The 19,162-nt window shown below is 65.7% G+C and carries 14 protein-coding genes; 8 read left to right on the forward strand and 6 right to left on the reverse strand.

Translation table 11 applies throughout. From position 1 onward, the window contains the following. Window positions 1–91: 91 nt before the first annotated feature. From mutS to EOD43_RS01730, 4 genes are all read left to right on the forward strand, one after another. Window positions 92–2,674 carry a DNA mismatch repair protein MutS gene (gene mutS / locus EOD43_RS01715; protein ID WP_206363472.1) on the forward strand — a complete coding sequence of 861 codons (2,583 nt, stop codon included), beginning with the start codon at window positions 92–94 and terminating at the stop codon, window positions 2,672–2,674. Between the two features lie 141 nt (window positions 2,675–2,815). Further along, window positions 2,816–5,575, forward strand: a complete 2,760-nt coding sequence (locus EOD43_RS01720; RefSeq protein ID WP_127740494.1) for a [protein-PII] uridylyltransferase — start codon at window positions 2,816–2,818, stop codon at window positions 5,573–5,575. An 11-nt stretch (window positions 5,576–5,586) separates the two neighbouring features. Further along, entirely contained in the window at window positions 5,587–5,967 is a 381-nt protein-coding gene (locus EOD43_RS01725) for a VOC family protein (protein ID WP_127740496.1), read from the forward strand. A gap of 10 nt (window positions 5,968–5,977) precedes the next feature. After that, window positions 5,978–6,601: a Pr6Pr family membrane protein gene (locus tag EOD43_RS01730; protein WP_127740498.1), complete on the forward strand. Its 624-nt coding sequence runs from the start codon at window positions 5,978–5,980 to the stop codon at window positions 6,599–6,601. A gap of 6 nt (window positions 6,602–6,607) precedes the next feature. On the opposite strand, the gene infC is transcribed toward EOD43_RS01730, so the two are convergent. Next, entirely contained in the window at window positions 6,608–7,150 is a 543-nt protein-coding gene (gene infC / locus EOD43_RS01735; protein ID WP_127740500.1) for a translation initiation factor IF-3, read from the reverse strand. 132 nt (window positions 7,151–7,282) lie between these two features. Continuing rightward, on the reverse strand, window positions 7,283–9,394 hold the full coding sequence (gene thrS, locus EOD43_RS01740; protein ID WP_127740502.1) for a threonine--tRNA ligase: 2,112 nt from the start codon (window positions 9,392–9,394) through the stop codon (window positions 7,283–7,285). 48 nt (window positions 9,395–9,442) lie between these two features. Between thrS and EOD43_RS01745 the strand changes: the two genes are divergently transcribed. Beyond that, a complete protein-coding gene (locus EOD43_RS01745) occupies window positions 9,443–10,288 on the forward strand; it encodes an acyl-CoA thioesterase (RefSeq protein ID WP_127740504.1) in 846 nt (281 codons plus the stop codon). On the opposite strand, the gene EOD43_RS01750 is transcribed toward EOD43_RS01745, so the two are convergent. The 3 genes from EOD43_RS01750 to EOD43_RS01760 all read right to left on the reverse strand — a co-directional run bounded on the left by EOD43_RS01750 (window position 10,285) and on the right by EOD43_RS01760 (window position 13,615). Further along, window positions 10,285–10,809 carry a cytochrome b gene (locus EOD43_RS01750; protein WP_127740506.1) on the reverse strand — a complete coding sequence of 175 codons (525 nt, stop codon included), beginning with the start codon at window positions 10,807–10,809 and terminating at the stop codon, window positions 10,285–10,287. The two genes, EOD43_RS01745 and EOD43_RS01750, sit on opposite strands and share 4 nt — an antisense overlap. A 99-nt stretch (window positions 10,810–10,908) precedes the next feature. Next, the gene (gene acs, locus EOD43_RS01755; protein ID WP_127740508.1) at window positions 10,909–12,843 is read right to left on the reverse strand and encodes an acetate--CoA ligase; all 1,935 of its coding nucleotides are present in this window, start codon (window positions 12,841–12,843) and stop codon (window positions 10,909–10,911) included. Between the two features lie 205 nt (window positions 12,844–13,048). Further along, the gene (locus EOD43_RS01760; RefSeq protein ID WP_127740510.1) at window positions 13,049–13,615 is read right to left on the reverse strand and encodes an ExbD/TolR family protein; all 567 of its coding nucleotides are present in this window, start codon (window positions 13,613–13,615) and stop codon (window positions 13,049–13,051) included. A gap of 124 nt (window positions 13,616–13,739) precedes the next feature. On the opposite strand from EOD43_RS01760, the gene EOD43_RS01765 reads away from it, so the two are divergent. Together EOD43_RS01765 and EOD43_RS01770 are read left to right on the forward strand one after the other, a co-directional pair. Next, entirely contained in the window at window positions 13,740–15,599 is a 1,860-nt protein-coding gene (locus EOD43_RS01765) for an ABC-F family ATP-binding cassette domain-containing protein (RefSeq protein ID WP_127740512.1), read from the forward strand. Window positions 15,600–15,819: 220 nt separating this feature from the next. Beyond that, window positions 15,820–17,376 (forward strand): glycosyltransferase family 39 protein, encoded by a 1,557-nt coding sequence (locus tag EOD43_RS01770; RefSeq protein WP_164857055.1) that lies wholly within the window; start codon window positions 15,820–15,822, stop codon window positions 17,374–17,376. Here the strand turns inward: EOD43_RS01770 and EOD43_RS01775 are convergent. Next, window positions 17,330–18,547: an argininosuccinate synthase gene (locus EOD43_RS01775; RefSeq protein WP_127740516.1), complete on the reverse strand. Its 1,218-nt coding sequence runs from the start codon at window positions 18,545–18,547 to the stop codon at window positions 17,330–17,332. The genes EOD43_RS01770 and EOD43_RS01775 overlap by 47 nt on opposite strands. Before the next feature lie 114 nt (window positions 18,548–18,661). Here EOD43_RS01775 and EOD43_RS01780 point away from each other — a divergent pair, with 114 nt between their 5' ends. Beyond that, a complete protein-coding gene (locus tag EOD43_RS01780) occupies window positions 18,662–19,129 on the forward strand; it encodes an EF-hand domain-containing protein (protein WP_127740518.1) in 468 nt (155 codons plus the stop codon). Window positions 19,130–19,162 lie beyond the last annotated feature (33 nt).

The raw sequence follows: 19,162 nt of genomic DNA on the forward strand, positions 1-19,162 counted from the left end.
TTTTGGGGCATGGCCGCTCCGCCCACAAGCCGCTATCAGCCGGAAAATGGCTCGGGGTGATGTGAAAGAAGGGGCGGCTGGGCCGACCCCAATGATGGCGCAATATCTGGCGTTGAAGGCGTCCGCGCCCGATTGCCTGCTATTTTACCGCATGGGCGACTTCTTCGAAATGTTCTTCGAAGATGCCAAGGCGGCCGCTGCCGCGCTCGATATCGCGCTCACGTCGCGCGGCGAACATGAAGGCGCGCCGATCCCGATGTGCGGCGTGCCGGTGCATGCGGCGGAAATGTATCTCGCGCGGCTGATCAAGGCGGGGCACCGCGTCGCGCTGGCCGAACAGACCGAAAGTCCGGCAGAGGCCAAGAAGCGCGCCGGATCGAAGGCGCTGGTCGGCCGCGCGATCGTGCGCGTGGTGACGGCGGGCACGTTGACCGAGGAATCCCTGCTCGATGCGCGCGCCGCCAACTGGCTGGTCGCGGTGGCGAATGTGGGCGGCGCTTACGGTATCGCCGCCGCCGATATCTCGACGGGGCGGTTCGAGGTGGTGTCGCTGCCCGAAGGCGCGCTCGACGCCGAACTCGCCCGGCTCGATCCGGCCGAACTGCTCGTCCCCGACGATATGGCGGGCGCCCCTGATGAGGCGATCGGCTGGCCGCGCGATAATTTCGATTCGCTGAAGGGCGAGACGCGGCTGAAAAGCCTGCTGGGCGTCGCGACGCTCGATGGTTTCGGCGCGTTCGGGCGGCCTGAACTGGCGGCGGCGGGCGCGCTGATCGCCTATCTCGAACGCGCGGGGCAGGGGAGCCTGCCTTTCCTGCAGCCGCCGCGCCGCCGCGTCATCGCCGATCATATGATGATCGACGCCGCGACGCGCGAAAGCCTGGAAATCACCCAGTCGCAGGCCGGCACGCGCAAGGGCAGCCTGCTCGACGCGGTCGATCGCACGGTGACGGGCGCGGGTGCGCGGTTGCTGGCGGCCGATCTGTCGGCGCCGCTGACGGATACACAAGCGATCATCGACCGGCTCGATCTGGTCGAACTGTTCGAACGCGACGGGGCGTTGCGCGATCGGATGCGCGGCACCCTGCGCGCGCTTCCCGATATCGGCCGTGCGCTCGGCCGGATCGTGGCGGGGCGCGGTTCACCGCGCGACCTCGGCCAGCTGCGCGACGGCCTCGATCAGGGCTATGCGCTTCACGAACTGCTACGCCGGATCGAACCGAGCCCGGCCTTGCTCGTACAACTGCTCCCCGCATTCCTTGGCCACGGCGCACTGGTCGATCATCTCAAGCGCGCTTTGGTGCCGATGCCGCCGATCGATGCGGCGTCGGGCGGCTATATTGCGGAAGGCTATGACGCCGCGCTCGATGCGCTGCGCGGCGCGGGCGGGGAGGGGCGGCGCGCCATCGCCGCGTTGGAGGCGCAATATCGCGACCGCACCGGTATCGCCTCGCTTCGCATCAAGCATAATGGCGTCCTCGGTTTCCATATCGAGGTGCAAGCGAAGCATGCCGATCCGCTGATGGCGGCCGACTCGGGGTTCACGCACCGCCAGACGCTGGCCGGCGTCGTCCGCTTCAACGCGCCCGAACTCCACGAACAGGCGCAGCGCGTCGATCAGTCCGGCGCGCATGCGCTCGCGGCCGAAGCGGCGCATCTGGAGGAACTGACCCAAGCCGCGCTCGCGCGCACCGCCGAAATCGCAGCGACCGCCGATGCGCTCGCGCGGCTCGACGTCGCCTCGGCGCTTGCCGAACGCGCGATCGAGGGCGGCTGGACCCGTCCGCAATTCGAACCGGTCAATTGCTTCGACGTGCGCGGCGGCCGCCATCCGGTAGTCGAGGCGGCGGTTGCGGCGTCGGGCGAACGCTTTGTCGCCAATGATTGTACTTTGGCCGAAGATCGGCGGCTGTGGCTCGTCACCGGCCCGAACATGGGCGGTAAGTCGACCTTCCTCCGGCAGAATGCGGCCATCGCGATCCTCGCGCAGGCGGGGAGCCCGGTGCCCGCGACCAGCGCGCGGCTCGGCATCGTCGATCGGCTGTTCAGCCGGGTCGGCGCGTCGGACAATCTGGCGCGCGGGCGATCGACCTTCATGGTCGAAATGGTCGAAACCGCCGCAATCCTCGCGCAGGCGACCGAACGCAGCTTCGTCATTCTCGACGAAGTCGGGCGCGGCACCTCGACCTATGATGGCCTCGCCATCGCCTGGGCGGTGGTGGAGGCGGTGCACGACATGAACCGCTGCCGCTGCCTGTTCGCGACCCATTATCACGAACTGACCCGGCTGGCCGAGCGGCTCGACGCGCTCTCGCTCCACCATGTCCGCGCGCGCGAATGGAAGGGCGAGCTGGTCCTCCTCCACGAACTGGCCGACGGCCCCGCCGATCGCAGCTACGGCATCGCGGTCGCCAAGCTTGCGGGCCTGCCCCCCGCCGTCCTCGGCCGCGCGCGCGACGTGCTCAAGCGGCTGGAGGCGGGCAAGGCCGCGACCGGCGGTCTGGCGGCAGGGTTAGACGATCTCCCGCTGTTCGCTGCAGCGGCCGCCGCGACGCCCGAACCGGTCGCCGATCCGCTGCGCGCCGAAGTCGAAGCGATCGACGCCGACGCGCTCAGCCCACGCGATGCGCTCGATCTGATCTACAAGCTCAAGCGTCTGGCAGCGGAGGACTGAGCCCTCCAACCCACCACCGTTCGTCCCGAGCGAAGTCGAGGGATGTCGGCATATGCGAACGTGTCTCGACTTCGCTCGACACGAACGGATTTGGGGTGGTCAGCCCTTCTCCTGTAACCAAATCGCCCCTATGTCCGCAGCATGGCTTCCCGTTTCGACGCCCTGCCGCAGCGCCGCGCGATCATCGATCGGCGCGCCGTCGCCGATGCCTTGGCGAACCTGCCCGAAGCGGGCGGCGTATCCGACATGCGCAACGCCGCGACGCCGATCCTGCGCGCCGCGCTGGAGGCTGGGCGCGCCGAAATCGCGCGCCGGCTTGAAGAAGCGCCGGGGCGCGGGACCGAGGCGGCGTCGGCTTACGCCTTCCTGACCGATCAGATCATTCGCCTGATCCACGATTTCACGGTCGAGCGGCTCTACCCCCTCAACAATCCCAGCGCCGCCGAGCGGCTCACGCTGGTCGCGGTCGGCGGTTACGGGCGCGGGGAAATGGCGCTTTATTCGGACGTCGACATCGCCTTCCTGACCCCGTGGAAGCAGACGAGCTGGTCGGAGCAAGTCATCGAATCGATGCTCTATTCCTTCTGGGATCTGGCGTTGAAGGTCGGCCATTCGTCGCGCTCGCTCGACGAGATGGTGCGCATGGCGAAGTCGGACCTGACGATCCGCACCGCCTTGCTCGAAGGGCGTTACGTCTGGGGCGATACCGATCTCTACGATCAGGCCGCACGCCTGTTCGACAAGGAGGTGGTCAGCGGCACCGCCCGCCTCTTCGTCACCGAAAAGCTCGCCGAACGGAATGATCGGCACAAGCGCATGGGCGACAGCCGCTATGTCGTCGAACCGAACCTGAAGGAGGGCAAGGGGGGGCTGCGCGATCTCCACACGCTCTTCTGGATCGGCAAATATGCCTATCAGGTGCGATCGGTGCCCGAACTGGTCGACAAGGGGCTGCTGACGCGCACCGAATTGCGCCAGTTCCAGCAGGCCGAGAATTTCCTGTGGGCGGTGCGCTGCCACCTCCACATCGTCGCGAAGCGTGCCGAGGAACGGCTGACCTTCGATCTCCAGCCCGAACTGGCGCGGCGGATGCGCTATGCCGATCGCCCCGGCAAATCGGCGGTCGAACGCTTCATGCAGCATTATTTCCTGATGGCGAAGCGGGTGGGCGACCTCACCGCCATCTTCCTCGCGCATATCGACGAAAGTTTCGCGGGCAAGGGCCGCCGCTTCGGCCTGCCGAGCCTGCGCCGCAAGCCTACCAAGCTCGACGGCTTCGTCCTCGATCGCGGCCGGCTGGCCATGCCGACGGACGATTTCTTTGCGCAGGATCCGGTGCGGCTGATCCAGCTGTTCGCATTGGCCGACAAGCATGGGCTGGAAATCCACCCGCTCACGATGCGCGCCGCCGGGCGAGACGTGCGGCTGATCGACAATGCCGTCCGCCGCGATCCGAAGGCGAACGCGCTGTTCCTCGACGTACTCGCCTCGCGCAACGATCCCGAAACGGTGCTGCGCTGGATGAACGAGGCGGGGGTGTTCGGTCGCTTCGTTCCCGATTTCGGCCGCGTCGTCGCGCAGATGCAGTTCGACATGTACCACCATTATACGGTGGACGAGCATTCGATCCGCGCGATCGGGCTGATGGCCCGGATCGAAAAGGGCGAGTTGCGCGAGGATCATCCGATCGCGTCGGTGATCATCCACCAGATCGTGTCGCGCCGCGTCCTCTACGTCTCGATCCTGCTGCACGACATCGCCAAGGGGCGGCGCGGCGATCACAGCGTGCTGGGCGCCGAAGTGGCCGAAAAGCTGTGCCCGCGCTTCGGCATGACGGCAGCGGAGACCGAGACGGTCGCCTGGCTCGTCCGCTACCACCTGATCATGTCGGATACCGCGATGAAGCGCGATCTCTCCGACTTCAAGACTATCCTCGATTTCGCCGAACGGGTGCAAAGCCCGGAACGCCTGCGCCTGCTCCTGTGCCTTACCGTCGTCGATATCCGCGCGGTCGGCCCTGGCGTGTGGAACAGCTGGAAGCGCCAGCTGCTCGGCGATCTCTATGAGGCTGCGGAAGAAGTGCTGCGCCTCGGCCACAAGCAGACCGGCCGGCGCGAGCGGGTTTCCGCAAAGCAGGCGGCCCTGGCCGAACGGCTCGGCTGGCCCGCCGATCTGATGGCCAGCTACACCGCGCGCTTCCCCGAAAGCTATTGGGTCGCCGAAAGCCTCGACGTGCTCGAAAAGAATGCGCGCCAGATCGCCGAGGCCGATGGCGACGGCAAATCGCTCGCGATCATCGCGGCGCCGCAGCCCGATAGCGGCGCGACGCTCGTCACCATCTATGCGGGCGACCATCCGGGCCTGTTCTACCGGATCGCCGGCGCGATCCACCTTGCGGGCGCGGGCATCATCGACGCGCGCATCCATACGACGCGCGACGGCATGGCGATCGACAATATCGTCGTGCAGGATCCCTTCGGGCAGCCGTTCGACGAGGATGATCGGATGAAGCGGCTGGCGATCGCGATCGAGGATGCGCTGGCCAATCGCAACCGCATGGCCGATCGTCTCGCCGCCAAGCCGCTCGCCCGCCCGCGGGCCGATGCCTTCGCGATCGAGCCGAACGTCCTGATCGATAATCGCGCGTCGAACCGGTACACGGTGGTGGAGGTGAACGCCCGCGATCGACCGGCGCTGCTCCACGCGCTGTCGCACGCGCTGTTCCAGGCGAAGGTGACGATCCATTCGGCGCATATCGCGACCTATGGCGAACGCGCGGTCGACGTTTTCTACATAACCGATCTGACCGGCGATAAAATCGGCAGCCAGTCGCGCCTCAAGACGCTCGAACGGTTGCTGCTCGATGCGGCGGGACCGGCGTCGGCGAAGAAGGCGGCTTAGGGAGGCAAGATATGGGTGTGCTCGGGATCGGCGGCATCTTCTTCCGGGCGCAGGACCCGGACGCGCTCTCCAAATGGTATAAAGATCATCTGCACGTCGGCGCGGGATGCAGCGGCGATGGCGGGGATGATCCGTCCGACTGGTTCTGGCGGGTTCAGGCCGGTCCGGTCGTGTTTGCGCCGTTCAAGGCGACCACCGATTATTTCCCGGCGGACAAGCAGCACATGCTGAACCTGCGCGTCGACGGCATCGACGATATGATCGCGTCGCTCACGGCGGCGGGGATCGCGGTCGAAACGCGCGCCGAATGGGATGCACCCGAAACCGGCCGCTTCGCCCGCATCCACGATCCCGAAGGCAATCCGATCGAATTGTGGCAGCCACCTGCGTGATCGTTCCGACGTGAGTTCGTCCCGGCTCGCGCATGGCGCGCTGGCGATATTCGCCTTGGTGGGGCTCGTCCTCGAATATCTCTGGGCGCTGTCGCAGCATCCCGATCGGCCGCTGGCGCAGACCGCGCATTATGTCAGCTTCTTCACGATCCAGTCGAACACGCTGATCCTGCTCGCCGCGATCGGCATGGCCACGGGCGCCGGGCGGCTCCACCGATGGGCCAGCGCGCCGGGCACGCGGGCCGCGTTGACGGTCTATATCGTGGTCGTCGCGGCGGTGTTTCAGGCGCTGCTCGCCGGGCATCAGAAGTTCGATGCCGTCGGCTGGTGGGGCAATCTGCTCGCGCACCAGGCCGTGCCCGGATTGTGGATCGTCTGCTGGCTGTGGTTTGGGCCGCATGGGGGCATCGATCGCGCGGGGCCGTGGCGCTGGCTGATCTATCCACTCAGCTATACCGGATGGACGATGACGATGGGTGCCTTGTCCGGCTGGTATCCCTATTTCTTCCTCAATCCGAACAGGGTCGGATGGGGCGTCGCCGCTTATATCGCGGCCATCGCGGCGCTGTTTCTGGCGCTTGGCGTGGGATGTCGCTGGATCGACGGGCGGCTCGCGCTGCGGGCCGCCCGCTGAAAGACTTTAATTCTTCGGCGCGATGACCATCAGCATCTGACGGCCTTCCATGCGCGGATATTGTTCGACCTTGGCGGTCTCCGCCATGTCGGCCTGAACCCGCTGCAGGACCTGCATGCCCAGCTGGCCGTGCGCGAGTTCGCGACCGCGGAAACGCAAAGTGACCTTCACCTTGTCGCCTTCCTCGATGAACTCGTGGATCTTCTTCATCTTCGTATCATAATCATGATCGTCGATGTTCGGACGCATCTTGATCTCTTTGATCTCCTGCGTCTTCTGAGTCTTGCGGGCGAGGTTCGCCTTTTTCTGCGCCTCGTACTTGAACTTGCCGATGTCGAGGAACTTGGCGACGGGCGGATCGGCGTTCGGGGAAATTTCGACCAGATCGAGGCCGGCTTCCTGCGCCTGCTCCATCGCCTCGCGCGTATACATCACGCCCAGATTTTCGCCGTTTTCATCGATCACCCGGACCTTCTGGGACTGGATGAACTCGTTATAACGGGGGCCGTTGAGCGGCATCGGCGGCTGGCCGAGCGGTCGGCGCATCATCGGGGGACGTATAGAATCTTCTCCTGTCGAGGCTTCTGGACGCGGGCGATATAAGCGTTCGCGCGGGCTTTTGAAAGATGGGAAAGGCCCGAAAATTCGGGCCTTTCCACGCTGCACTGCGATATTTGTCGATCAGGCGGTCCGAAGATCGGGCGGAGTCGCCTCCGTCTTGAGCGCCGCGATCACCTCGTCGACGGTCATGATCGTCTGGCCTTCGCTGCCCAGACGGCGGACCGCGACGGTGCCTTCCTCGGCCTCGCGACGCCCGACGACCAGCAAAGCGGGAACGCGGGCCAGGCTGTGTTCGCGCACCTTGTAATTGATCTTCTCGTTGCGCAGGTCGGTCTCGACGCGGATGCCCGCCGCCGCCAGCTTCGCCGCAACTTCGGCCGCATAGCCGTCCGCATCGGACACGATCGTCGCGACCACCGCCTGCACCGGCGCCAGCCATACCGGGAAGCGGCCGGCATGATGTTCGATCAATATGCCGATGAAGCGTTCGAACGTGCCCAGGATCGCGCGGTGGAGCATGATCGGGCGGTGGCGCGCGCCATCCTCGCCGACATAAGCCGCATCGAGTCGTTCGGGCAGGACCGTGTCGGTCTGCAGCGTGCCGCACTGCCACGTCCGGCCGATCGCGTCGGTCAGGTGGAATTCCAGCTTCGGCGCATAGAAGGCGCCTTCGCCCTCCAGCTCCTCCCAGCCGAACTCGGGGGTCGCGCGTCCCGTCGCGGCGACCGCATCGCGCAGCGACTGTTCGGCCCAGTCCCACATCTCTTCGCTGCCGAAACGCTTTTCGGGGCGCAGCGCCAGCTTGATCGCATAGCTGTCGAAGCCGAGATCCTTGTAGATGCTGTCGAGCAGGTCGCAGAACAGCCTCACTTCCTCGACCAGCTGATCGGCGCGCACGAAGATGTGCGCATCGTCCTGCGTGAACTGGCGCACGCGCATGATGCCGTGCAGCGCGCCATGCGCCTCGTTGCGGTGGCAGCAGCCGAATTCGGCCATGCGGATCGGCAGGTCGCGATAGCTGGTGATGCCCTGCTTGAAGATCAGGATGTGCGCCGGGCAGTTCATCGGCTTGAGCGCCATCAGGTCGCCCTCGCCGGTCAGAACCGGGCCTTCCTCTTCGGTGTTTGGCACCTCGTCGGGCACCACGAACATATTCTCGCGATATTTGCCCCAGTGGCCGGACTGCTCCCATTGGCGCGCGTCCATCAGCTGCGGCGTCTTGACCTCGACATAGCCCGCGCCATCGAGGCGGCGGCGCATATACGCCTCCAGCACGCGCCAGATCGCATAGCCCTTGGGGTGCCAGAAGACCGAACCCTGCGCTTCGGACTGGAGGTGGAACAGGTCCATCTCCGCCCCGATCTTGCGGTGATCGCGCTTGGCCGCTTCCTCAAGCCGCGTCAGATGCGCGTCGAGCTGCTTCTTGTTGAGCCAGCCGGTGCCGTAGATGCGGCTGAGCATCGCGTTCTTCTGATCGCCGCGCCAATAGGCGCCCGAAACGCGCGTCAGCTTGAACGCCGCCGGATCGAGCTTGCCGGTCGATGGCAGATGCGGGCCGCGGCACATGTCGAGCCAGTCGTCGCCCGACCAATAGACCGTCAGCGGCTCGTCGCCCGGCAGTTCGGCCGCCCATTCGGCCTTGAAGCTTTCGCCCTGCTGCTTCCAGCGGCTGATCAGCTGCTCGCGGCTCCATTCCTCACGGCGCAGCGGCTTGTTGGCGGCGATGATCTTGCGCATCTCCGCCTCGATCGCGGGCAGATCCTCCTCGGTGAAGGGGCGATCCTTGGGCGCGAAGTCGTAATAGAAACCATCGTCGGTCGACGGGCCGAAGGTGATCTGCGTGCCCGGAAACAGTGCCTGCACCGCTTCGGCCAGGACGTGCGCATAATCGTGGCGCGCGAGTTCGAGCGCGTCGGCCTCGTCCTTCGCGGTCACGAGCGACAGCGTCGCATCGGCCTCGATCGGGCGATCGAGATCGCGCAGCTCGCCATCGACGCGCGCGGCCAGCGCCGCCTTGGCCAGGCCCGGCCCGATCGCGGCGGCAATCTGCCCCGCGGTGGTGCCGGTCGCGACCTTACGCACCGAACCATCGGGAAGCGTGAGGGCGATTTCAGGCACATCAGACACGGGAACAGCCTTTTTAAAAGGGGTTTTCGAAGGGCGCGAGCCTTGGGAGGGGGGTGCTTCCAAGTCAAGTGCGAACGCCTCGCCATAAGCTTCGGCAGAATCCATTTCAGTTTTGTGCCCCGCCGCCTAAGGACGAGGTAACGGGAGGAATGCATGAACGAACTGATCGGCGCGCTGACGATGAACGCGGTCGGACCGGACCTGTTTGAAGGGCGCACGACGAACGACGGCTGGTTCACTTTGTTCGGTGGGCAGGTGATCGCGCAGGCGCTAAGCGCCGCGACCCTGACGGTGCCCGCCGATCGCCCGGTCCACTCGCTCCACGCTTATTTCCTGCGCGGCGGCGCGTTCGATACGCCGATCAAGGTCGAGGTGGCGCGCGATCGCGATGGCGGGGCGTTCAGCAGCCGGCGCGTCGTCGTGCATCAGAACGACAAGCCGATCCTGACGATGATGGCGTCGTTCCACGCGCCCGAGCCGGGGTCGTGGCGCCAGCCCGAAATGCCCGACGTGCCCCCGCCCGAAGCTTTGCCGAGCCTGGAGGATGTCCAGCGCGCGGCGGCCGAGCAGGCGCCCGAATCGATGCGCGAATCGATGCTGCGGCGGATCACCTCGATCGACGTCCACCCGATCACCGGCTGCCAACCCTTCCAGCGCGAGGATGGCCCCGCCGAACAGGCGATGTGGTTCCGGTGCCGCGACGTGCCCGCCGATCAGAGCTGGCACCGCATCCTGCTGGCCTATGCTTCGGACCTGTTCCTGGTGAATGCCTGCATCGGCCCGCACCGCAGCCGGCTGAAGAAGGGCGCGCATGTCGCCAGCCTCGATCACGGCCTGTGGATTCACCAGGACGTGAACATCGAGGATTGGCTGCTCTACGTCAGCGACAGCGCGTCGGCGGGGCAGGGGCGCGGCATGAACCGCGGCCATATCTTTTCCCGCGACGGCCGCCTGATCGCGACGACCACGCAGGAAGGGCTGATGCGGCTTCCGGCTTAACCCAGCATCCGCCGCAGCACGTCGTCCTTCAGCAGGAAGTGGTGGCGGAGCGCGGCGCCGATATGGCCGATCAGCAGCGCGATCATCAGGAAGCCCATCGGGCCGTGGCTCCCGCCCGACAGGCTGACGATCGCGTCGCCCTTTGCGACATCAAGCTTGGGCACGTCGAACAGCCAGAACCACTGGAGCGGCCGCGTGCCCGCCGACGACATGATCCAGCCCGACAGCGGCAGCAGGATCATCAGCGCGTAGAGCAGCCAGTGCATCGCATGCGCTGCGCCCTTTTCCCATCCGGCGAGTGAGGCGGGGAGGGGCGGGGGCGTGTGGGTGATGCGCCAGACGAGGCGGAACAGGCTGAGCGCCAGCACGGTCAGCCCGATCGACTTGTGGATCGGCATGGCGGGGAGGATTTCGCCCAACGGATCATGGCCGATGCCCAGGATCAGATTGGCGATGATCAGCACCGCGATCGTCCAGTGAAGGAGGCGCGCGGTGCCGTTGTAACGGACGCTGTCGGTCATTCGGACTGCCCTTCCGGCTGACGGATATGGAGCGCAAACGATAGCCGATCCGCCCCGGTTCCGTAACGAAAGGTTGCCCGCCCGACCCAAAGGATGAGGTCAGCCGACCCGGTTGGCGACCAGATCGTCGACGACGGAGGGATCGGCGAGGGTGGAGGTGTCGCCCAATGAGCTAACGTCGCCCTCGGCGATCTTGCGCAGGATGCGGCGCATGATCTTGCCCGAGCGGGTCTTGGGCAGGCCGGGGGCGAACTGGATCGCGTCGGGGGTCGCGATCGGGCCGATTTCGGTGCGGACCCAGTCGCGCAATTCCTTGCGCAAAGGCTCGCTCGATTCCTCGCCCGCGTTCAGGGTGACATAGGCGTAGATACCCTGGCCCTTGATGTCGTGCGGGAAGCCGACGACCGCGGCTTCGGCGACCTTGGGATGGAGGACGAGTGCCGATTCGACCTCGGCGGTGCCCATGCGGTGGCCCGAGACATTGATGACATCGTCGACCCGGCCGGTGATCCAGTAATAGCCGTCCTCATCGCGGCGGCATCCGTCGCCGGTGAAATATTTGCCGCGATAGGTCGAGAAATAGGTCTGGAAGAAGCGTTCGTGATCGCCCCAGACGGTGCGCATCTGCCCCGGCCAGCTGCGCGCGATGACGAGATTGCCCTCGGTCGCGCCCTCCAGAATCTTGCCGTCCGCATCGACGATCTGGGGTTCGACGCCGAAGAAGGGCTTGGTGGCCGATCCGGGCTTGAGATCGATCGCGCCGGGCAGCGGGGTGATCATCGCGCCCCCGGTCTCGGTCTGCCACCAGGTGTCGACGATCGGGCAGCGGCCTTCGCCGACCACATCATGATACCAGCGCCACGCCTCGGGGTTGATCGGCTCGCCCACCGTGCCCAGCAGCTTCAGCGTCTTGCGCGAGGTCTTGGCGACGAAATCGTCGCCGTCCTTCATCAGCGCGCGCAGCGCCGTGGGCGCGGTGAAGATGATTTCGACATTGTGGCGATCGACCACCTGCCAGATGCGGCTGGCGTCGGGCCAGTTGGGGACGCCTTCGTACATCAGCGTCGTGCCGCCATTCGCGAGCGGACCATAGACGATATAGGTGTGGCCGGTGACCCAGCCGATATCGGCGGCGCACCAGTAGATCTGGCCGGGGCGATAATCGAACACGGCTTCATGCGTCATCGCCGCCCAGAGCAGATAGCCGCCGGTGGTGTGGAGCACGCCCTTGGGCTTTCCGGTGGAGCCCGAGGTGTAGAGGATGAACAGCGGATCTTCGGCGTTCATCGGTTCGACCGGGCAGTCGGCGGAGACCGACGCCGCGGCCTCGTGATACCAGACGTCGCGGCCGTCCTGCATCGCGATCGCGCCGCCGGTCGCCTTCACGACGATCACGCTCTTGAGGCACGGCGTGTGTGCGGCGGCGGCATCGACATTGGCCTTGAGCGGGACATGCTTGCCCCCGCGACGGCCCTCATCGGCGGTGACGACCACGGTCGAATCGCAATCGGTGATGCGGCCGGCCAGCGCCTCGGGGCTGAAGCCGCCGAACACGACCGAATGGATCGCGCCGATCCGCGCGCAGGCGAGCAGGGCGAACGCCGCTTCGGGGATCATCGGCATATAGACGGTGACGCGATCGCCCTTCTTCACGCCCTGGCCCTTCAGGACATTGGCGAAGCGGCACACCTCGGCGAGGACCTGCTTGTAGGTGAACTTCTTCGGCTCCTCGGTGGGAACATCGGGTTCCCAGATGATCGCGATCTGATCGCCGCGCTCGGCCAGATGCCGGTCGAGGCAGTTGGCGGCGACGTTGAGCGCGCCGTCGGCGAACCACTTCACGCCGAAATCGGCCTCGTCGAAGCTCGATTCATTCGCCTTGGTGGGGAAGGTCAGCCAGTCGAGCCGCTGCGCCTTTTCCAGCCAGAAGGCATCCGCATCGTTCAGCGAGCGGGCGTGCCCCGCCTCATAATCCGCCTTCGTCACCTTGGCCTTCGCAGCCCATTCTGCGGGCACGGGATAGATATCGGACATGAGGCTCCCCTTGGGTCTTATCGGTGGCGCCGACATAAAGAGATAAAGGTTATGGCTTCAAGCCTGCGGGGCGGATTTCCGGGGCCAAGAAAGGTTAGGGCGAGCGAAAGCCACAATGGTTGTGGCTTTTGTGGCCTTTGGTTTTGGTGATTTGCGGTTGCGATTGGGGTTCGTCGATAATCGATTTGGCGAAGCTGCTCGCTGATCACCCACCCGCGGGCATCGGAACGAACTTCGGATAGCCTTCGACGCATTTTCCATTGCCTGATCGGCACTGGAGCGTTTCGTCCATCGTGTTGCGGACTTTCTCCAGAGCATCGCATGTCACACCCATCTCGGCTTCGAGATATACTTGCGGCTCGGGATCGAGCGAATGCGAGCCTTCGAGCAAGCGCCCCAATTGGGTATCGCGTATTTTGGACCCGTTCCAGAAGATGAAGCCGTTCTGATCTATCGTGAGCACATTCCAAGCGACATGCAGTCCGAGTCCGAGAACCGGCTTTTTCCAGTAATCTCTTGGTGGTTTGCAGGCGCGAGGTGCGGGAGCCGAGCATGCAGATGCAATGATCGCAGCCACGACAAGGATTAGACCAGACCTCATTCCAGAAACGATGCCACGCGCCACGCCAGCTTTCCAGCCGATAGCCAGAAACGCGATGACCAGGGGGAGCCAAGCAATCCGATCCAACGTCGGAGCCGGATTGCTTCGTCGCCTGCGGCTTATCGCAATGACGAGCGGATTGAGGCCTGATGGTACTGTCGAAACCTGCATATAGGCACCTCCCCCAAAGTGCGAATAAGAACATATATAGAACAAACACGGCAATGTCAAGCTAATTGCGGCACCGCAGCACGGGACGGTTTTCTCGCGCGCGTGCGCCTGCTACGGGCGCGCCATGCTCAATTTCTCGAATCTGACCGTCCGTCTGGGTGGGCGCACGATCCTCGATCGCGTGTCGGCTGCTTTGCCGCCCAAATCGAAGGTGGGCCTGATCGGCCGCAACGGCGCCGGCAAGTCGACCCTGATGAAGGTGATGATCGGGCAATTGGAGCCCGATGACGGCGATCTCGACAAGCCCAAGGGGCTGCGCGTCGGCTATATCGCGCAGGAGGCGCCGTCGGGCACGACCACGCCGATCGAGGCGGTGCTGGCCGCCGATGTCGAGCGCGCCGCGCTGCTGATCGAGGCCGAGACGGTCGAGGATCCCGACCGGATGGGCGAGATTTACGATCGGCTCGAGGCGATCGACGCGTACACCGCGCCCTCGCGCGCATCGACGATTCTGGTGGGCCTCGGCTTTGACGAGGAGATGCAGGGACGTCCGCTCGACAGCTATTCGGGCGGCTGGAAGATGCGCGTGGCGCTGGCGTCGCTGCTGTTCTCCAACCCCGATCTGCTGCTGCTCGACGAGCCTTCGAACCACCTCGATCTCGAAGCGACGCTCTGGCTGGAGAACTTCCTCAAGGATTATCCGGGGATGATCGTGGTGATCAGCCACGAACGCGATCTGCTCAACAATGTGGTCGATCACATCCTCCACCTCGAAGGCGGCAAGACCACGCTCTATGCGGGCGGTTATGACAGCTTCGAGCGGCAGCGGGCCGAGCGTGCCGCGCAGCTGGCGGCGGCGAAGGCCAATCAGGATGCGCAGCGCGCCAAGCTGCAGGACTATATCGCCCGCAATTCGGCGCGCGCCTCCACCGCCAAGCAGGCGCAGTCGCGCCAGAAGATGCTGGCCAAGATGCAGCCGATCGCGGCGCTGGCCGAAGATCCGAGCCTCTCGTTCGACTTCCCCGATCCCGACGAACTGCGCCCGCCGCTGATCACGCTCGATCTGGCGAGCGTGGGCTATGGCGATACCCCGATCCTGCAGCGGCTGAACCTGCGGATCGATCCCGACGATCGGCTCGCGCTGCTCGGCCGCAACGGCAATGGCAAGACCACGCTGGCGCGCCTGCTGGCGGCGCAGCTGAAGCCGATGGACGGCGCGATGGCATCTTCGGGCAAGATGCGGGTCGGCTATTTCACCCAGTATCAGGTGGAAGAACTCGATCGCGACGATACCCCGCTGGAGCATATGACCCGCATCATGCAGGGGATGACCCCGGCGGCGGTGCGTGCGCAGCTGGGCCGCTTCGGCTTTTCGGGCGACCGCGCGACGCAGAAGGTGGGGAAGCTTTCGGGCGGCGAGCGCGCACGGCTCGCGCTGGCGCTCATCACACGCGACGCGCCGCACATGCTGATCCTCGACGAACCGACCAACCACCTCGACGTCGATGCGCGCGAGGCGCTGGTGCAGGCGCTCAACGGCTATAAGGGCACCGTCGTAATCGTCAGCCACGATCGCCACATGATCGAGCTGACCGCCGATCGCCTCGTCCTGGTCGACGGCGGCACCGCGAAGGAATTTGCGGGGAGCCTCGAAGATTATACCGACCTGATCCTCGGCAAGGCGCCGAAGGGCGAGGGCGGCAAGGGCGCTGGCAAGAAAGACAAGAAGGCGGCGGCACAGGCGCGCGAAAAGGCGCAGGCGCTGCGCAATTCGGTCAAGGCGATGGAGCAGAAGATCGCGACTTTGGGCGCGCGCCTGTCCGAGATCGATCGCGCGCTGTTCGATCCCAAGACCGCGACCCCCGCCGATTCGAAGCGCACGACGACCGAACTGATGAAGCTGCGCGCCGACGTGGAGAAGGAGCGCGACGCGATCGAGGCCGAATGGCTGGAGGCGAGCGAGGCGCTGGAGCAGGCGGCCTAAGCGGCACCACAGTAGATTCCCCGACTCCGAACCGGCTTCCGGCGGGCTTACCACGACGCAACCGGGCAACAGCGTCGGGGTCGGGCTGTCATCGTCCCCCAATCCGACGGCAGCCGTCATGCGCGACGGATCTCGATGCGCCCGGCTGGACAGGGTCGGCCCGCTCGACCAGCCCCCGCCGGCCCTGTCCTTCCTTTTTCGCCGGTGGCATAGGCCGGCGATGATTTCGCTCCGCAATCGCTGGCTGCTGCTTGGCGCTCTCGTTCTTCTGTTCGGCATCGGCGCGCGCGCGTGGGGGCTGACCGACGAGCCGATGTGGCTCGACGAGGCGTACAGCGCCTATGCTGCGTCGAAGGGCTGGCATTTCCTGTGGAGCGTGGTGCCGGCGTACGAGACGCATCCGCCCTTTTATTATTCGCTGCTGCGCGCGTGGACCTTGATCGTCGGCGACGGGTTGCTGGGACATCGGTTGTTCGGTGTGGTCGCCGGCTCGATCGCGCTGCCGGTGGTGGCGCTGGCGGCGCGCGATGCGGCGCGGGCGAGCGGGCTGACCGATCGCGCCGGGCTGATCGCGGTCGCGGCGATGGCGGCGGCTTCGGTGTCGCCGGTGCTGGTGGAAATGGCGCGTGAGGTGCGGCCCTATCCGCTGATGATCATGGCCTATGCGCTGGGCACCTGGGCGCTGATGCGGATCGCGGGGCGGGGGCGCATCGAGGGCGCGCCTTATGCGGCCTATCTCGCCTGTTCGGCGCTGATGCTGTGGCTCCACAATATGGGGCCGCTTTATGCCGCGGCGATGGGGCTGGCGCTGCTGGTGGTCGCGTGGCCACGGAATGCCCGCGACTGGGGCTGGCTGGTCGGCGGGCATGCGATCGTGCTGCTGGTGTGGAGTCCGGCGCTGATCATCCTGCTCGATCAGGCGCCGATGTGGATCAAGGCGACCTGGCTCAAATTCTCGGGCCACAATCTGTGGCGGCGCGTGACCCTGATCTGGACCGGCAATGGCGACGGGCTGCGTGCGGCGGTGGCGTTGCTGGTGCTGGCGGCGTTGTGGCGGGTGCGCAGGGAGCCGACCGGGCGGCGCATTGCGGGCGCGCTGCTGATCCTCGCCATTGTCCCCGTCGCGGTGTCGCTGATCCTGTCGGCGACGGTCGCGCCGGTGTTCATCATCCGCACGATGACGGCGCTCGCCGTGCCCGCGATGCTGCTGATCGGGATCGGCGCGGGCGGCTATGCGGGGAAGGTGAAGTGGCTGCTCTGGGCCGCCGCCATCTATCTGCTCGTCGATCAGGGGACGGCCGACGTCGATGCGCGCATCGCCAATCGCCCGCAGGAGGACTGGTATGCCGCCGCGCGCTGGGTCGGCGCGCGGGCGAAGCCGGGCGACCTCGTCTATGCCTATCCGAACGAAAGCGCCTTGCCGTTCGATCGGGCGGTGCGCGATCTGGGGCTGCCGCTGAAGACGCGGCCGATCCCCGGCGAAGTGCCGGTGCTGAACCCGCCAAAGGGCAGCTGGTATGTCAGCGGATCGCGCGGTGTGCCGTCACTGGATCAGGCGCATCTGCGTGGCATAGCGACCGATGGCGTCAGCCGCGCCGCGCCGACCATCTGGCTCATGCGCGGGGGGCCGTGGGCCTATGACAAGGGCGACGTGTTCCTGCACGAACTGGAAGCGGCTGGCCGGCTCAACACCGGCCATTATTACCGCTTCCCGATCGATATAGTGGGACTTACCGTCCGTCGCGACGGCCCAGAAGGCGCAGGCGCAGGGCGTTGAGCTTGATGAAGCCCGCGGCGTCGCGCTGGTCGTAGGCGCCGGCGTCGTCCTCGAAGGTGACGACCTTTTCCGAATAGAGCGTGTAGGGCGATTTGCGGCCCGTCACGATCACATTGCCCTTGTAGAGCTTGAGGCGGACGGTGCCCGTCACCTTTTCCTGGCTGTGATCGATCGCGGCCTGCAGCATCTCGCGCTCGGGCGAGAACCAGAAGCCGTTGTAAATCAGCTCGGCATAGCGGGGCGCCAGCTCGTCCTTCAAATGCGCGGCGCCGCGATCGAGGGTGATCTGTTCGATGCCGCGATGGGCGAGGTGATAGATCGTGCCGCCCGGCGTTTCGTACATGCCGCGCGACTTCATGCCGACATAGCGATTCTCGACCAGATCGAGGCGGCCGATGCCGTGGCGCTTGCCCAGTTCGTTGAGCTTGGTGAGGAGAGCGGCGGGCGACAGCGCCTCACCGTTGATCGCGACGCCGTCACCGCGTTCGAAATCGATCGTGATGACTTCGGGCGTGTCGGGCGCGTCCTCCGGGTTGTCGGTGCGCGAATAGACGTAATCGGGAACCTCATCCCACGGATCTTCGAGCACCTTGCCCTCGGATGAGGTGTGGAGAAGGTTCGCGTCGGTCGAGAAGGGCGATTCGCCGCGCTTGTCCTTGGGCACCGGAATCTGGTGCTGCTCGGCATATTCGATCAGCTTGGTGCGGCTGGTCAGATCCCATTCGCGCCACGGCGCGATCACCTTGATATCGGGCGCGAGCGCATAATAGCCGAGTTCGAAGCGGACCTGATCGTTGCCCTTGCCGGTCGCGCCGTGCGACACCGCGTCGGCGCCGACCATCTTGGCGATCTCGATCTGGCGCTTGGCGATCAACGGGCGCGCGATCGAGGTACCGAGCAGATACAGACCCTCGTACAGCGCGTTCGAGCGCATCATCGGGAACACGTAATCCTTCACGAACTCCTCGCGGAGATCGTCGATGAAGATGTGCTCGTCCTTGATGCCCATCAGCTTGGCCTTGGCGCGGGCAGGCTCCAGCTCCTCGCCCTGGCCGAGATCGGCGGTGAAGGTGACGACCTCACACTGATAGGTCTCCTTCAGCCACTTCAGGATGACGCTGGTGTCGAGGCCACCCGAATAGGCAAGCACGACCCGCTTGATGTCCGACATTCTCAAATCTCCAAAGGCCAGGCGCGGCGCGCCCTTGCCACGCCGGCTCCGCCCGTTCAAGCGGCATACAGGCCGGACGGGGCAGGGCAACCGCCGGTTGATGGGGAATATGTGATGCGTAAGGCGATCTTCGTGACAATGCTGACGCTGGCGGCGACGCCGCTTTGGGCGCAGGCCGATGCGGTGCCGCGCACCCGCGCCGCGCTGGAACAGGCGATTTCGCAACGCTTTACGGCCAGCGACACGAACAAGGACGGCGCGATCGATCAGGCGGAGGCGGCGCGCGCGCTGGGCATGTCGCCGGCCGCCGCACGCGCGACCCCGTTCGAATATTCGATCGGCGCCGATGGCCGCCCGCAACTGCGTGTGTCGCAGGAAGGGGCGGCGGCCGGCATGTTGCAGATGATGTTCGGGCAGATCGACAGCAATGGCGACGGCAAGCTCCAGCTAGGCGAGGCGCAGGCCGCCGCCCGCCAGCGTTTCGACCGCGCCGATCGGAATCGCGACGGCACGCTCAGCGGCGCCGAGATCGAGGCCGCGCGCGCCGAACTGGCGCCAATGCTGGGGGCGTTGGGGCTGTAGTCGAACATTTCAGCGCCGACATCTGCTGCAAGA

The sequence above is a fragment of the Sphingomonas crocodyli genome (genome assembly GCF_004005865.1).
Classification (GTDB): Bacteria; Pseudomonadota; Alphaproteobacteria; order Sphingomonadales; family Sphingomonadaceae; genus Rhizorhabdus; species Rhizorhabdus crocodyli.

What these genes read in the sequence shown, in the direction of transcription:
- mutS (WP_206363472.1), top strand. Translation starts at nt 92, where the DNA reads ATGATGGCGCAATATCTGGCGTTGAAGGCGTCCGCGCCCGATTGCCTG.
- EOD43_RS01720 (WP_127740494.1), top strand. Translation starts at nt 2,816, where the DNA reads ATGGCTTCCCGTTTCGACGCCCTGCCGCAGCGCCGCGCGATCATCGAT.
- EOD43_RS01725 (WP_127740496.1), top strand. Translation starts at nt 5,587, where the DNA reads ATGGGTGTGCTCGGGATCGGCGGCATCTTCTTCCGGGCGCAGGACCCG.
- infC (WP_127740500.1), bottom strand. Translation starts at nt 7,150, where the DNA reads ATGATGCGCCGACCGCTCGGCCAGCCGCCGATGCCGCTCAACGGCCCC.
- thrS (WP_127740502.1), bottom strand. Translation starts at nt 9,394, where the DNA reads ATGGATTCTGCCGAAGCTTATGGCGAGGCGTTCGCACTTGACTTGGAA.
- EOD43_RS01745 (WP_127740504.1), top strand. Translation starts at nt 9,443, where the DNA reads ATGAACGAACTGATCGGCGCGCTGACGATGAACGCGGTCGGACCGGAC.
- EOD43_RS01750 (WP_127740506.1), bottom strand. Translation starts at nt 10,809, where the DNA reads ATGACCGACAGCGTCCGTTACAACGGCACCGCGCGCCTCCTTCACTGG.
- acs (WP_127740508.1), bottom strand. Translation starts at nt 12,843, where the DNA reads ATGTCCGATATCTATCCCGTGCCCGCAGAATGGGCTGCGAAGGCCAAG.
- EOD43_RS01760 (WP_127740510.1), bottom strand. Translation starts at nt 13,615, where the DNA reads ATGCAGGTTTCGACAGTACCATCAGGCCTCAATCCGCTCGTCATTGCG.
- EOD43_RS01765 (WP_127740512.1), top strand. Translation starts at nt 13,740, where the DNA reads ATGCTCAATTTCTCGAATCTGACCGTCCGTCTGGGTGGGCGCACGATC.
- EOD43_RS01770 (WP_164857055.1), top strand. Translation starts at nt 15,820, where the DNA reads ATGATTTCGCTCCGCAATCGCTGGCTGCTGCTTGGCGCTCTCGTTCTT.
- EOD43_RS01775 (WP_127740516.1), bottom strand. Translation starts at nt 18,547, where the DNA reads ATGTCGGACATCAAGCGGGTCGTGCTTGCCTATTCGGGTGGCCTCGAC.
- EOD43_RS01780 (WP_127740518.1), top strand. Translation starts at nt 18,662, where the DNA reads ATGCGTAAGGCGATCTTCGTGACAATGCTGACGCTGGCGGCGACGCCG.